This window comes from Robertmurraya kyonggiensis (assembly GCF_005116465.1).
GTDB lineage: Bacteria > Bacillota > Bacilli > Bacillales > Cytobacillaceae > Robertmurraya > Robertmurraya kyonggiensis.
Map to the genome: position 1 here is coordinate 28,976 of NZ_SWBM01000008.1, position 14,816 is coordinate 43,791.

A 14,816-nucleotide genomic window follows, 5' to 3' on the forward strand; every position below is an offset into this window, starting at 1 on the left:
GATTCCATTAGGGACGTGTTTCATGTATCTGGATACCTATAATACCATACACATTTAGGCAAAAGGAAAAGACATAAGTTCAGTGCGAAACTGACTCATGTCCTTTAATCTACTTTATTATAATAGGATAGAACTGACTTCCTATAGTAGGAAGCAGATTCCATCATCCGCACTAACCTTTTCAGCTTTTCTTTTAAAGTTCTATAGACCTACATTATTTACTTCTCTCTATGACTGCATCACATTTTACGATCATGACATTAAGCAATTCCATTAAATCTATATCATAAAACTCTTCTTTACTTAGCTTTTGCCCATTGCTATTTTTAAAGATTCTTACCTTGGGCCGTTGTGGATGAAGCTTGTTATGACCTACCACTACCCCTGTCTCTCCAGAATTAAGGATAACAGTAACCCCTATTGGATAAATCGCTACAGAGTTTTTAAAGGCATCTACCACGGTGTTATCATAACGAGTAAATGTTCTGGCTAAAATTACTTCCATCGCTTCATGGGGAAGTAAGAACTTTTTTGTAACTAGATGATCGAAGGCTTCAGCTACACTGATAATTTTAGCAAAACGGTGAATTTCACTCCCTCTTATGCCTCTTGGAAAACCAGTTCCATCAACGTTTTCATGATGTTGATAGGCACAGTGAGCAATAAGTAGGTTGAACTCTGGCTCTCTTCGAAGTAAATTAAAGCCGATCTCCGGATGCATCTCCCATGAACCTTCACTCTCTGTCTTTTGTGTTTTTCCAATGTCATGAAAAAGTGCACCAATCCCTAATACTTCTATTTCATCTTGTTTTAACCCTAAATATTTCCCCATGCAAATCGAATAAAGACTGGTATTGATACTATGCTCAAAAAATTCATCACTTGTTGTTTGCATATGGCTGAGCATATTTAATAAATATTTTGAATCCATCAATTCTTTCATGATTCTATCAAAGACATCGGTAAGATTTCTAATGGTCGTCGCTCGAGCAATACTTGTTTTCTTTCCTGTCTTATTTTCTTTTATTGCAGAAAAAACATCGTTCAGTTTTTTGGTTGTTTCAAAACGAAGTTGAGGTGAAATATTATCATTTACCTCTCCGATATCTTCGGTAATCTCAGATATAACATAAAGATGATTGATTTTTTTCTCTTTCAGCCTTCGAATAAAGGCATCGGAAAGAATACTTCCTTCATTAAGCAAAACCCGATTATTTTCATCAAAAATAGGCCTAGCAAGAATTAGGCCTTCTTCACAACTATTAAGAGAAACAAGCCGCATGTTATCCTCCACAATTGGTAATGGAATCGCCAATATTCAAATACCTTATAATTCCAGTATAGTTCTTTAGTCATGTGAATAAAAGAATAAAATTATATTAATATTAAAAAATATTAAATAACTATAACTAGTGAGAGACTTTTGAGATTTATCTAGTTAAACGGGCACAATCGCAAAATTTGAAAATAAAAAAACGTTAGGTTGGGAAATTTAGAAATGGGTGATTTTATGGAAACGAAACCATTGCTTGAAGTTGAAAAGCTAGCAATGAAAAAACTAAAAATCTTCGAACAAAGCCGAGCCCGTTATATTTCTAGAGCCGTGCTTGCCAGTATGTTCATTGGATTTGGTGTTATAGTAGCTTTTAAAACAGGGAATTTATTTTATTTGATTAAGTCACCTCTTGCATACCCTATGGCTGCTTTGACTTTTGGTGCAGCGATTATCTTGATTGCATTTGGTGGCGGTGATTTATTTACAGGGAATACTTTTTACTATACCTTTAGTGCCTTAAGGAACCGAATGAAATGGCAGCAAGTATTTCATTTATTACTTTATAGCTACATCGGAAATATTATCGGTGCAATTGTTTTCGCTTTTTTGATCTATGTAACAGGGTTATTCGAAACGACGGAATCGACTACCTTCCTCATGAGCGTTGTGGAACACAAACTTCATGCGTCTCTACCTCAATTATTCTTCAGGGGTATCCTTTGTAATTGGTTGGTTTGTTTAGCGTTCTTTATTCCGATGTCCTTTGTGGAGAACGGAGCGAAAATGTTCTCCATGATGCTATTTGTCTTTTGTTTCTTCATCTCGGGATATGAACATAGTATCGCAAATATGTGTACCTTTGCTATCGCTCTTGTTCATCAACATCCTGAAACGATTTCTGTCGCTGGAATGATTCGAAATTTAATTCCTGTTACGATCGGAAACCTAATAGGCGGCGAGTTGATGATGGCAACCATGTATTACTATGCCAATAAGCCCTTTTTTACAGATTAAAAAGCAATAAAAAATAAAGAGCATCCCCAATGGAGGTGCTCTAAAATACGAATATTAAGATGTATAGGTGCTTAACTAATTTTGAACTGTTTTTCAGTTTTCGTTTCTCTTTTATTTTGTTTTGTAAATATGCCAAATGGTTTACCTACTGGTAAAACCACTTGCCCAAAATGTGTATTTAAAACTGCTGCTGCAGAACCATAAAATGATAGTAAAGCAATGAACAATTCAGAGATTGCTGCAAGCATATGTGAAAATTCATACATAATATCAAATGAGCTTAGGGACAATCCGATGAATAAGAAATCAAATAGTACAAAAATAAAAAACAGTACTTTATGGGTTTCCATTGCACCGACCGTCATAAATAAGCTGAAAATTAAATAACCGATAAATGCAACACCTAACTGTTTCGAATCCGCGTTAGCAAGGACCTTTTCACCTAAAGCACCCATTTGAATCAACCATGTTGTTCCGACACCAAACCAAAATAAGCCAAAAGCTCCAAATGCCGTTGTTCCAAATACATTATTCTTTTTTGAATCTAAGATACTTGCAATCAATTGTGCAAGACCACCTAAAAAGAAAGCCCACGGCAGGATCAATGCAGTGCCTTCTGTCAGTCCTAATTTTTGTGATGATGCTACAAGTGTAACAATTGCTAAACCAAACAGCCCAAGTGCAGATGGATCAGCTGTAACGATTTTTACTGAGGTATGATTTTGAGTATTCAATGATGTCTAATTCCTCCTTAGAAATATGCCTTACTTAAGATACAGAAAATCATACGTTTTGTCTATATAATCTACTATTTCCATTCCGAAGTTTTAGGGAAAATTCACAAAGTCTTTTTTAGTATAGCCTCTGTTATTGTTTATTCTTGATTTTTTGATTTTCGACAGGTGTCCCCACTCAACCGGAGAAATTCCGTTTAATTTGAAAAATGAATGAATATTAGCTAAATTCGGCGGACATTTTCCGCTTAAATGACCTAAAGAGCCTTAAAATCATAAAAATGTATAGCTAAACCGGAAAAATTCCTCCTATTTGTAAGGGGAATAGGTGAATTTCTTGATTTAGCCGGAATTTTTCCGCCTATTTTTCAATGGTAAAAAACGCCAGCGTCCTCCAAATCAGAAACATAAGATGCTTCGTCTGCGTAGTCTCTTAGTTAAGAATCCAACCAATTCTTTCATTTTTTGTACAACTATTCCCACATAGGAAAACCTCATATCTTACATCCTGGTTCGGTTGTATAATAGACTCTGGACTATTGTGACTCACCGGTTAATTAACAAGGGGCAGACTTCAATTACCCTTAAAAACCAAATAACATTTTTACAAAAATATAACTTCAAGATAGAAAAAACATTCTAAATTTAGTAAGATATCCACATGTGACAATAGATAAGGGGTTAAGAAAATGAGCGTATTAAATGTACAAAATTTAAGTCACGGTTTCGGTGACCGTGCAATTTTTAATAATGTGTCTTTTCGACTTTTAAAAGGCGAGCACGTCGGACTAGTTGGTGCAAATGGTGAAGGTAAGTCTACTTTCATGAATATCGTTACCGGGAATCTACAACCTGACGAGGGAAAAGTGGAGTGGTCACGAAAAGTTCGTGTTGGTTATTTAGATCAGCATGCTGTACTTCAAAAAGGTACTACGATGCGTGATGCTTTGAGTTCTGCTTTTCAATATCTTTTTGATGCTGAAACAGAGATCAATGAACTTTATGGAAAAATGGGTGATGAAGGCGCTGATATCGATGCCTTACTTGCCGAAGTTGGAGAGCTACAAGAAACGCTAGATAGTAATGATTTTTATCAAATTAATTCAAAAGTTGAGGAAGTTGCTCGCGGACTAGGATTAGACGATGTTGGGCTCGACCGAGATGTAGATGATCTTAGTGGTGGTCAACGTACGAAAGTTTTGCTAGCTAAGCTTTTGCTAGAAAAGCCCGAAATTCTATTACTAGATGAGCCTACGAACTATTTGGATGAACAGCATATCGAATGGCTGAAGCGCTATTTACAGGAATATGAGAATGCATTTATCTTGATTTCACATGATATTCCATTCTTGAATAATGTAGTTAATTTAATTTATCACATGGAAAACCAAGAATTGAATCGTTATGCTGGTGACTATGATAACTTCGTAAAAATACATGAAATGAAGAAACAACAGCTAGAATCTGCTTACAAGCGTCAACAACAAGAAATTGCTGATTTGAAAGATTTCGTTGCTCGTAACAAGGCAAGTGTTGCGACTCGTAATATGGCGATGTCCCGTCAGAAGAAGCTCGACAAAATGGAAGTTATTGAATTAGGGAAAGAGAAGCCGAAACCAGAGTTTAACTTCAAAGAAGCTCGTGCTGCTAGTCGTTATATTTTCACGGCTGAAGATCTGGTTATTGGTTACAATGAACCACTTTCTCGCCCACTGAATTTGAAAATGGAACGTGGACAAAAGATTGCATTCGTAGGTGCAAACGGTATTGGTAAGTCTACTCTTTTAAAAAGTATTCTTGGGTTGATTAAACCGATTTCAGGAAAAGTGGAACGCGGTGAATATCAATACATCGGTTACTTCGAGCAGGAAGTGAAAGAGAACAACTCCAACACCTGTATAGAAGAGATTTGGAGCGAGTTCCCAAGTATGAATCAAGCTGAAGTTCGTGCTGCTCTTGCAAAATGTGGATTAACGACGAAACATATTGAAAGTAAAGTCCAAGTCCTTTCTGGTGGCGAAAAAGCCAAAGTTCGTTTGTGTAAAATTATTAACACAGAAACAAATTTATTAATTCTAGATGAGCCTACCAACCACTTAGATGTGGACGCAAAAGAAGAATTGAAGCGTGCTCTAAAGGCATATCGCGGAAGTATCTTAATGGTATCCCACGAACCTGATTTCTATCGTGAAATTGCGACAGATATTTGGAACTGTGAAGACTGGACAACGAAAGTATTTTAAACGAGACAAGGCGGCGGCCACGGGGACAGGTCCCTCGTCCCGTTCTAAAAATGAATTTCAGCAAACTCAAAAGGCATTTAGGAATACGCTTATTCCCAAATGCCTTTTTCAAATTTCCCTATTTAAAACTCTTTCCTTCATAAACTTCCCTAATATTTCAGGACCTGGATAGGAAGCTTGTGTTCCACGTTTTGTGACGCTTAATGCAGCAAAAACAGTGGTCTTTCTTATCGCTTCAAGGATATAACCGCTATGTACAAAATAGTGAAATTAAGGAAGGAATTTACTTATTATTTGTCGAATATTGTAAATATAATCCATTTTCACTCGATTGAAATGAGATCAATAGCTCCTTACACACCTTACACCAAATGATTTAGGCCCATCGAAATAACATCCAATTAATTATCCACATCACCAGTGTATCTCTTGAAATGAAAAAATAACTGAGGTGAGAAAATGAGAGAAGCAATCCACGTCATCGACGAAGAAATTGTTCAACTCCCATATTCAACATCTAGAGACGCAGTAGAAAATTATAAAAAACTAGCAAATAAGAGTTTGTATAAGTGTCCGTATTGTGAAGCAAAGTTAATTGTTAAATTTGGCGATATAAAAGGGCTATATTTTTCCCATCAGCATTCTGAGGCTTGTGAAGAATCAAGGAAAATTGATAGAGCAGAAAAAAGATATGAAAAACAAAATGAACGAGAAACAAAAATTCATAAAGTTCTAGTAGATATCATTTATGATGAGTTATCCATTAAAGCAAAGATTAATCCTAACGTTATTGTGAATTACGGTTACAAAGCGAATCCTAGTTATAAATATTATCCAGATATTTCGGTGAAGGTTAATGACAGAGCATATTCAATCTCAGTCATTACAAATGTAAGTCCTTCTCAAGATAGCAAACTAGCACAGGACATAATAAATAGACATGAATATTTTGTAGAACAAGGACTAGAACCTATATGGTTTATTGAAATGAAGGAGCAATCAATTGAATTAGAAAAGAATAGTATGGTTTTATGGGATGCAGAACTCGCAATATCGGCAAAAACAAAAGAAGATGAACGTTGGGATAGACTGATTGAGGAAAATATGAAAGATTCTATGTTCTTTAAATACTTTAACTACCCTTCTACTACGCTTAACAAAGAGATAGATGTAAGAAGCCTTTACTACATTTTTTCAACTGAAGATAAACTAATTGTAAAGGTCCAACGTTTTCTAAAAGATCGAATTGTAAGACCTTATCGTGCATTCCTACTAAATCGAGGCTACGAAATATCTTTTTCTGAAGCTCTTGTTATAGACGATGGATTTAAATTAAGTAATCCAGATATAGACCTTCAACTAAGGAATCATTTTAATGAGATCCTTATTCAAAAGAAAAAAGAACACGAGGAACAATTGAGGCAAGAAAATGAAAGAAAGCAAATACACTTAAAAGAATTGGAAGAACGAAGAACTTCTTTTACCCCTTCAGAGGAGAATTTCACTTATAGTGATCTAAAAGTTCTTCTAAAACACAGAATTGGATTAACGCAGAAAGAGCAAATGGAATTATGGAGTAAATACATGCTCTCTAGCGTCGGTCCTAAGAATTCAAAATTGGTTTGGGAACTAGTACTTGAACATGATTGCCATTCGTTTAATGAACTGAAAGCGATTTTAGACAAGAGGAAGATTTGATTACTGTACTAAACTAACAAGTATCCTAAAACAGTAGTGTATAAATCTATCAATTAACTAAATGTATTAAAGTTCTTATTTTATGAATAGGATAGTATCAATAATCATCATCCAAAAGAGGTGTTATATGAAACCAATTATAGGTATTACTTCAGATTTAGAAGGTCGCCATCTCTCCGTTTCCATGGACAATATCAATTCAGTAGTAGGAGCTGGAGCAATTCCTATTGTTCTTCCCAATCTATTAGATGGAGAAAATATTGATTTATTAGTAGAAAAAATGGATGGGTTACTGGTTACAGGAGGAAATGATGTGGACCCAACCTTATTTGGTGAAGAGCCTCATCCTAATCTCGGAAGTGTCTATCCAGAAAGGGATGCCTTTGAAATAAGCATGATCAAGAAAGCCCTAGCCCTTGATAAGCCCATTCTAGCTATTTGCAGGGGGTGCCAAGTCCTAAGTATTGTAGCTGGTGGAGATATTTATCAGGATATCCATGCGCAGTATCCTGGAACCCTTTTACAACACTCGCAAAAAGCTCCAATCTGGCATGCATCCCATTATGTTGATGTAAACAAAGATTCTTTACTGTACAGGATCACTCAAGCAGAAAAATTCAAGGTGAATAGCTTTCATCACCAGGCAGTCCGAAAAGTTCCGGAAAACTTTGAAGTGTGCGCAAGGTCATCGGATGGGGCTATTGAGGCTTTTGAAAGTAGAAAGCATTCCTTTGTCCTAGGAGTACAATGGCATCCTGAATGTATGACCGTAAAAAAGGATGGGCCGTCCATATCCATTTTTGATGATTTTGTTAAAGCTTGTAAGAAAAAGGCTCAAGTACTCGGTATTTAAATATTAATAGAAAAACCGACTGTGAAATGCTCATCCAGTCGGTTTTGTTGCGATATTAATAGCTTCTTTCTTCAACCAAGTCTTTGTTACTCGATTCTTCCACCATGTTTCTTAAATCAGCCCCAGATGGATTCTGGAATACTCTTAGTCCAAACTCAGGCGCCACTGCAAAAAGATGGTCGAAGATATCAGATTGCACAGATTCATACACTGCCCACTCAACAGATTTTGTAAATGCATAGATTTCCAAAGGTAACCCATGTTCACTATGTTCCAGCTGTCTAACGATTAAGCCCATATTCTGGTTGATTCCATCGTGATTTTTGAGATAATGGCTGATATACGCTCTAAATACACCGATATTGGTAAGGGCCCTACCGTTCACAGGATTGTCCCGATTGATTTGATTTTTGGCATTGTACTCGGTAATTTCTCTTTCCTTCTGAATAATGTAGTCAGAAAGGTAATGAACTTTTAAAAACTTCTCAATCATTTCCTCGTTGCAAAACGTGATACTACTGGTATCTATATACAAAGCTCGCTTGATTCGTCGACCGCCTGAGCTTTGCATCCCTCTCCAGTTCTTAAAGGAATCGGAAATAAGAGCATAACTCGGGAGCATCGTAATCGTTTTATCGAAATTTTGAACCTTTACAGTGTTCAAAGAAATATCAATAACATCCCCATCTGCTCCATATTTCGGCATTTCAATCCAGTCACCAACCCGAACCATATCATTCGCCGTCAACTGTATTCCTGCCACTAGTCCTAATAACGAATCTTTAAACACTAACATCACAACAGCTGAGAGAGCACCAATCCCACTTAATAGAATAAGAGGACTCTTTCCTATTAGGTTCGAGATGACTAAAATGAACCCAATCGTCATGATAATAATGTTAACCACCTGAATATACCCTTTAATCGGCTTAACCTTGGAGATTTCAAAGGTTTGATATATATCATTTAGCGCATTTAGTAAGCTCTGTAAAAACACCAATCCGACAATAATTGTATAGGCAATAGCCAACTTCTCAATGGTTGTTTCATAGGTTGGAAAAGTTGAAGCAAACGAATAAATAATAATCGAAGGAACAATATGGGATAACTTTCGGAATACTTGTCTTTCCAAAATGATTGGACCCCACTTGACTTTGGACCTTGTCACGATACGTGTGATGATCCTGATCACGATTTTCTTTGAAATAAAATTCGCCACAATACAGATTAGCCCAATCAACAGAATCTTGATGATAATCGCAAGATATTCTACTAATCTAGGATCTAATTCCATATCCAGCAGCATATTATTAATGAATTGCATTTGTTCTCCTCCGTAATAATTTGCATTATAAGCAACTTTACGAGGAAAGTGGTTAACCTGTCAATTCCTACGTCATCGATTACGAAAAAATGAGGCCTTAGCCCCTGAGGTGTAACGTTTCCCTTCGCTCCGGTTAGTCAAAAAGAAGTGTTCCGACGTGGCAGGAATCGCCAAAAAGGCAGCTTCCCCTAATAAAGGTTAGTTGCCTTCTTTTAACACGAGATACGCCACATACGCCACATCGGTTAAATGCTTATTGCAGATTCTAATTTTTTGGCACTAACTTCGAGGCGTTTCGACGTGCGTGAAGTGCATGTGGCAATAAATGAGAGATTGGTTTTTTTGCCCTCTTCCTAACTTAGTGGAATCGGGCCTATGTTCCATCACCTAAAAATATTATGCAGCATTCCAAGATTATCCCTTATTGTTCAGCAATAAATCATTCATATCTTTCCAATGATATACCTTTACTTTCTCAAATCGATTTTTTGCTGCGTAGATCATTGCTCTTGCAATGTTTTTTGCTTCCATCCCTTTATAGCGGCTCATTCCTCCTATGAAAAATGGGTTAAGAATTCTCCATAAGGCCATCATGATTTTTTCTACCAGATGAAACTCCCCTCGGTTCCCCATAATCATGGATGGACGGAAGATATGGGTATGTTCAAAATCCAATGTAATCAAATCTCGCTCAATTTCACCTTTAATTTTCACATAGGACATACGTGAATGTACGCTGGCACCTACTGCGGTAACCACGAAAACGGATTTCGCTCCCTTTTCTTTGGCAACTTGTGCGGCAAAAATCGGATAATCATGATCAATCTGTGGTGTTGTACCACCAAGAGTAATGAATACTTCATCCGCCTCAATCTGATTCTACAAGTCAAGCAAAGTATTAAAATCCCCGATTAGTATCTTTAACTTCGGATGGTTGACCGGCAAGCTTCTTCGAACAATGGCCGTTACTTGTACATATTCATCATTGATCAGCAATTGTTCCAGAAGATTAGATCCTACGAACCCACTCGCTCCAAAAATGACAGCTTTTTTCATCTTAACAATGTTCTCCTCCTCTCACAATGCTCCTTACTTGCTCGATGGCTTGCCTAGCCTCAGGGATGGGAAAAATGGGCCAGGCATGAAACATACCCGGATATTCAAAATATCCGATCTTCGATTCGCTCGCGTTTGCAAGCTGATTCAAGCGCCTTGCATCAGGCAACATAATCTCATCTGTCCCAGCAAAAACGGTCAACTGCCCTAACCCTTCTAGGGACCCATAAATCGGGCTCACCTGCGGATTATGGGGGGCTGCCCCACCTGCATACATTTTCCCTGCTTCCACGATTGGGCAAACAATTAGGGAAGATCGCTATCTCTTAAGAGATAAATTCTAATAACAGTTTTTTCATCTCATCACCATGATCCATGATTTCCTTTACATTCCAATCGTCATTCTGTTTAGCCAGTTTTTCCATTAACTCAAATTTCAAACTCTGACTCGTTGAGCTGAATTCTTTGATTTTTGCTGCTGGCATTAGGTTTGAACGAAGTGAGTTATGTCTCCTTGCCATGATACAAAGGTTGCCAAAATTATCAAGATGGTCTTTGTCTAGTCGTTCATGATTTTCAGCCTGATTAGGATTTTGTGGATAAAAGTGTTCGACTGAATTTCGATACTTAAATTCAAAGTCACTCGCTTTAATACGATGTTTCTTTCCCTCAATTACTTGTTGATACCAAAGTACAAAATCTAAGAAATTAAAAACATAGTTTGGTGTATGAACACCTTTATCAAAAAATGTACCCTCAACAGTCACAGCTCTAAACCGCTCTTTTGCGAAATCAAGCAATTGATTTACAAGCAGTTTCTCATCTTCTTTATTATCGACCCATGCGTTCAAAATGTTTAAAATACCAAAAAGGAAGCTCTTATAGATTTGACGCGGGTCTGTCACTTGAAACATGGACTCAATTTTGACTACAATTTCTTGCGTATTCTCATCTCTAAAAGTATTACGCGGTGATAATTTATTACCACTTTTGCTTGTCAATTTATACGGTTTATGCAAACTCCAATTGGAGTCATCATCTGTCGCATCATTTAAATTATCCGTTTTGATGACATAACTATCAAAAACATACCGGGTTTTCAACAGCGAGTACATAAAACCTTCTGCATCTTTTGCGCTCGTGATGTGAACTTCGAACTGTTCGACTAATTTCTTGTCATCCAGAGAGAGCCCCTTAGACTCATATCTCCAGTCAAACCTCTCACCAATAAACAGTTTCAATGCATGCAACAGGAAGTTAGGAAAATTAATAATGGAATGGTATCTTCCAGTATCATCGTCCTCTTTATGGGACTTCTTATTTTGTTCTTTATCTGAATCTCCCCACTGAATAATCTCATCAATTGTTATAGATCCAGAAAACGATTCGTCATTTTCGTTACCTTCTTCGAATACTTTTTTCATGGAAGCATATTCCTTTGGCATAAATTCATCCCATTTTTCGCCAAAAATCTTCTCACGAATAACCGGGTTAAACCCTATTTGTACATATTTATCTAATCGCTGGCAGGCATTCCAAACTTCTGTAAAAACCTTTCGACCAATTTCATCTGATTCATCTAGTCGTCCCAACAAATGAGCCTTCACAATTTCATGCTTTTCAAGTTGCTCCCCACGGTTATTCATGATCTCAAAATAATGGTTAAGATCCGTATCTTTTGGCAATACATTTTTGATCAGGATCACATGACCAATCAAGTACTGGAAATATTCTTCGTCATATTGCTCGCTGTTTAATTTCTTTTTTAAAATTCGATAGCCATCGACTAATTCGTTTGATTCATCGAATACTTTCTCATTATTCTTTTTTAACTGCTTAAAAATATCAGTTGAGCGTTTCCGACTTTCAAAATGAAGATTAACGTGAATGTCCTTCACTAAATCTTTATAGTTAGATTCATTTTTTAGATAACAGATGAGTAACGACAATGTTGTTAATCGTTGCTGCCCATCAATGACATTCTCCAAATCATCATGATCTTTGTGCACGACAAGCGAACCGATATAATAATTTTGATTAGTTTTAAGAGAATAATAATCATAGATGTCATCAACAAGCGTTTCGATTTCCTTATCGCTCCAAGCGTACGCTCTTTGATATATCGGAATGCTGTAGTTCCCGGTAAATATATCCCTAATACTAAAATCTTTCATTCGTTACCACCTTTAAAGTATAAGCTATGTACTTCTTCATATTTTTCTTGCATTTTATTTGCATTCCTGAGTTTTTCATGACTTGTCGTTATTTCAAAATGAAGGACATCGCTAATGGAATACGATTCATTTATGTGATTAAAGAAGTTAGCAACTCCCCACTCACTATCAAGCACAAATTTATTAATCGTTTTCTTTTGCACTTGCTCGAAATTGTAACGGGGATAAAACGCATATTTAAAACATATTTTTTCGATCGACTCTAGTTCTTTATAAGAAAATTTATCTACTACATATAACAAAGTGGTCTTAAACAAAGAATTTACATATCGGAAATACTTATTTTTTTCCAAATGGTTGATCAACTGAACAATCTCAGTTGCTTCTGTTGCACTTTGTTTTTCCCCTTCTAGACATCCTAAACGTTTAGCTAACGAATAATAATAGTCTACAAATTTAAAGAAGTACTCCCCATTAATCATTGGTTGATCAATCTGGAAAGGATAGTTTAAAGGGGGCATCGCATTAAATTCAATCATCGTTTGATTTTGCCTATTATACGTATCTACAAAATTTTTAGCCATTAATAGCGATTTTGACCAATTGTTATGTTTGTTATCATCTGCTTCACTTACGCCCTTGAACAAATCAATATGATTGTTCGTGAAGCCTGCATCTTTAACAGGTTTATTCCTGGACCACTGTTTGATCCTAAAGAAATAATCAGAGAATAGGATGTAAATGTGCTCGGGTTTAATCTTTTCCCATAACTCAACCATCTCTAATTTTTTCTCTTCGTTTCCTGTTAACTCTCGTAAATGATAAGCCTTTAATAAATCAGTAGGATACAAGGCTTTCCCTCGGTTATTGGAGGAATCAAATAATTGAAATGCCTCGTCTAATTTATTCAATTCTAAAACTAAAACCGTACAATTTTCTAAAAAATAGTCTTCAAGAATATCTTTTGCTTTAGGATTTCGCTCGAAATATTCGGCAATGATTTTGAAATTATTTTTGACATTTTCAATTGTTTTTTCATGATTAGGAATGTCTAGTATAGTTAGTTTTTGTGTATCCTTAGATTTTAAAAATCTAGAGATAAGCAAACTCGTAATAATGCGTTGTTGCCCATCGACAATATCTAATTTCTCATTCTTATGTAAAATGATGGTTCCTATTCGATATTCAGGATACTTAGAGAACTTTACGACATCATCTAGAAGCTGGACAACATTCTTTGTGCTCCATGTATATGGTCTTTGATATTCTGGAATAAACAAATTAAGTTCTAACAATTCCTTTATGTTTATTACGGAAGTTTTTACTTGTTGGCTCATTCAGCTACCTTCCTTTAAAGCAAATTATATATTTCAGATTATATCAAATTCAAAATAGTTTGAGCCGTTGTATTTAATTCAAGATAAACATTCTTCACGGATGCTCCCCTAAAGTATACAAACCCCTAAAAAACACTGATTATTCAGTGTTTTTTAGGGGTTATATTTCCATTTCTCCGACATTTGAATAAAATTATCATTTTTATATTGACTTCTCTACTTATAGGCATTGATCTGATTAGCTTTTAAACCCTTGCCTAATAAGCATCCTTTTTAGATACTTTGGAAAACCATTTTCCTTTAACAACATGCTCACACCTCTATGTAATGTTTTGCTAGAGAAAAAATAGTAATATTCGCACGAATTTTTATAGTATAATATTACCATATTTTCCTAGAAGAAAGGTGAGTAATAATGTCTAAAACAAAATCTTTAACACACGATGCAATAATGAAGGCATTAGATTGGTCTTATGATAAAGCGATTAATGGTGGTGTTCCTGGAATGGACACAGCCATAGAATTAGCTGATAGTTACTTACAAAAGAGTGGGACATTAGATGAAAAAGTTAAGAATTTAATACTATGGCAAAACACTAAAAGTGCTACTAGTGGATTTTTAACGGGATTGGGGGGACTAATTACATTACCTGTTGCTGTTCCCGCCAATATAACTAGCGTTATTTTAGTTCAAATGAGAATGGTTGCAGCTATTGCATATATGGGTGGTTATGACGTGAAAGATGACCAGGTTAAATCTTTTGTTTATGCATGTTTGGCTGGAAATGGTGCTAAAGATATTCTTAAAAATGCAGGCGTTCAGATAGGAAAAAAACTTGTAGTAACCAGTATTAAAAAAATTCCTTTCGAAGTAGTTAAAAAAATCAACCAAACTGTAGGATTTCGATTACTAACAAAGTTTGGAGAAAAAGGAGTCATAAATTTAGGTAAGATGGTGCCTTTAGCAGGAGGAATTATTGGTGGTACCGTAGATGCAGTTGCTACAAATACCATAGGGAATGTTGCCTACAAGCTATTTATTCAAGATCAAAACACAGAAAGTAATGATGAACCTGAAATTATTGATATGGTATAGAGAATTAGAGG

General features: G+C 35.9%; 13 protein-coding genes. 5 read left to right on the forward strand and 8 right to left on the reverse strand.

The features are described 5' to 3' along the window. Positions 1–214: 214 nt before the first annotated feature. A complete protein-coding gene (locus FA727_RS21070) occupies positions 215–1,282 on the reverse strand; it encodes an HD-GYP domain-containing protein (RefSeq protein ID WP_136833462.1) in 1,068 nt (355 codons plus the stop codon). A gap of 228 nt (positions 1,283–1,510) precedes the next feature. Here FA727_RS21070 and FA727_RS21075 point away from each other — a divergent pair, with 228 nt between their 5' ends. After that, on the forward strand, positions 1,511–2,290 hold the full coding sequence (locus FA727_RS21075) for a formate/nitrite transporter family protein (RefSeq protein WP_136833547.1): 780 nt from the start codon (positions 1,511–1,513) through the stop codon (positions 2,288–2,290). Positions 2,291–2,361: 71 nt separating this feature from the next. On the opposite strand, the gene FA727_RS21080 is transcribed toward FA727_RS21075, so the two are convergent. Then, positions 2,362–3,024, reverse strand: a complete 663-nt coding sequence (locus tag FA727_RS21080) for an acetate uptake transporter (protein WP_136833463.1) — start codon at positions 3,022–3,024, stop codon at positions 2,362–2,364. A 689-nt stretch (positions 3,025–3,713) separates the two neighbouring features. On the opposite strand from FA727_RS21080, the gene FA727_RS21085 reads away from it, so the two are divergent. The 3 genes from FA727_RS21085 to FA727_RS21095 all read left to right on the forward strand — a co-directional run bounded on the left by FA727_RS21085 (position 3,714) and on the right by FA727_RS21095 (position 7,818). After that, positions 3,714–5,267, forward strand: coding sequence for an ABC-F family ATP-binding cassette domain-containing protein (locus FA727_RS21085; protein WP_136833464.1), 1,554 nt, complete (start codon positions 3,714–3,716; stop codon positions 5,265–5,267). Between the two features lie 459 nt (positions 5,268–5,726). Then, positions 5,727–6,965, forward strand: a complete 1,239-nt coding sequence (locus FA727_RS21090; RefSeq protein ID WP_136833465.1) for a competence protein CoiA family protein — start codon at positions 5,727–5,729, stop codon at positions 6,963–6,965. A 127-nt stretch (positions 6,966–7,092) separates the two neighbouring features. Beyond that, positions 7,093–7,818, forward strand: a complete 726-nt coding sequence (locus FA727_RS21095; protein ID WP_136833466.1) for a gamma-glutamyl-gamma-aminobutyrate hydrolase family protein — start codon at positions 7,093–7,095, stop codon at positions 7,816–7,818. A gap of 55 nt (positions 7,819–7,873) precedes the next feature. On the opposite strand, the gene FA727_RS21100 is transcribed toward FA727_RS21095, so the two are convergent. The 6 genes from FA727_RS21100 to FA727_RS21120 form a co-directional block, all read right to left on the reverse strand. Next, positions 7,874–9,142, reverse strand: a complete 1,269-nt coding sequence (locus tag FA727_RS21100; RefSeq protein ID WP_136833467.1) for a mechanosensitive ion channel family protein — start codon at positions 9,140–9,142, stop codon at positions 7,874–7,876. A gap of 414 nt (positions 9,143–9,556) precedes the next feature. After that, positions 9,557–9,901 (reverse strand): Rossmann-fold NAD(P)-binding domain-containing protein, encoded by a 345-nt coding sequence (locus FA727_RS24570; RefSeq protein WP_206663850.1) that lies wholly within the window; start codon positions 9,899–9,901, stop codon positions 9,557–9,559. Positions 9,902–10,021: 120 nt separating this feature from the next. After that, positions 10,022–10,198, reverse strand: a complete 177-nt coding sequence (locus FA727_RS24575) for an NAD-dependent epimerase/dehydratase family protein (protein ID WP_206663851.1) — start codon at positions 10,196–10,198, stop codon at positions 10,022–10,024. 1 nt (position 10,199) lies between these two features. Continuing rightward, positions 10,200–10,490 (reverse strand): alpha/beta hydrolase, encoded by a 291-nt coding sequence (locus FA727_RS21110; RefSeq protein WP_136833468.1) that lies wholly within the window; start codon positions 10,488–10,490, stop codon positions 10,200–10,202. Positions 10,491–10,524: 34 nt separating this feature from the next. Beyond that, a complete protein-coding gene (locus FA727_RS21115; RefSeq protein WP_136833469.1) occupies positions 10,525–12,372 on the reverse strand; it encodes a GmrSD restriction endonuclease domain-containing protein in 1,848 nt (615 codons plus the stop codon). Then, entirely contained in the window at positions 12,369–13,709 is a 1,341-nt protein-coding gene (locus tag FA727_RS21120; protein WP_136833470.1) for a DUF262 domain-containing protein, read from the reverse strand. Before FA727_RS21120 ends, FA727_RS21115 begins: the two co-directional genes overlap by 4 nt. A 415-nt stretch (positions 13,710–14,124) precedes the next feature. Here FA727_RS21120 and FA727_RS21125 point away from each other — a divergent pair, with 415 nt between their 5' ends. Beyond that, positions 14,125–14,805 (forward strand): EcsC family protein, encoded by a 681-nt coding sequence (locus FA727_RS21125; RefSeq protein ID WP_136833471.1) that lies wholly within the window; start codon positions 14,125–14,127, stop codon positions 14,803–14,805. Positions 14,806–14,816: the final 11 nt, after the last annotated feature.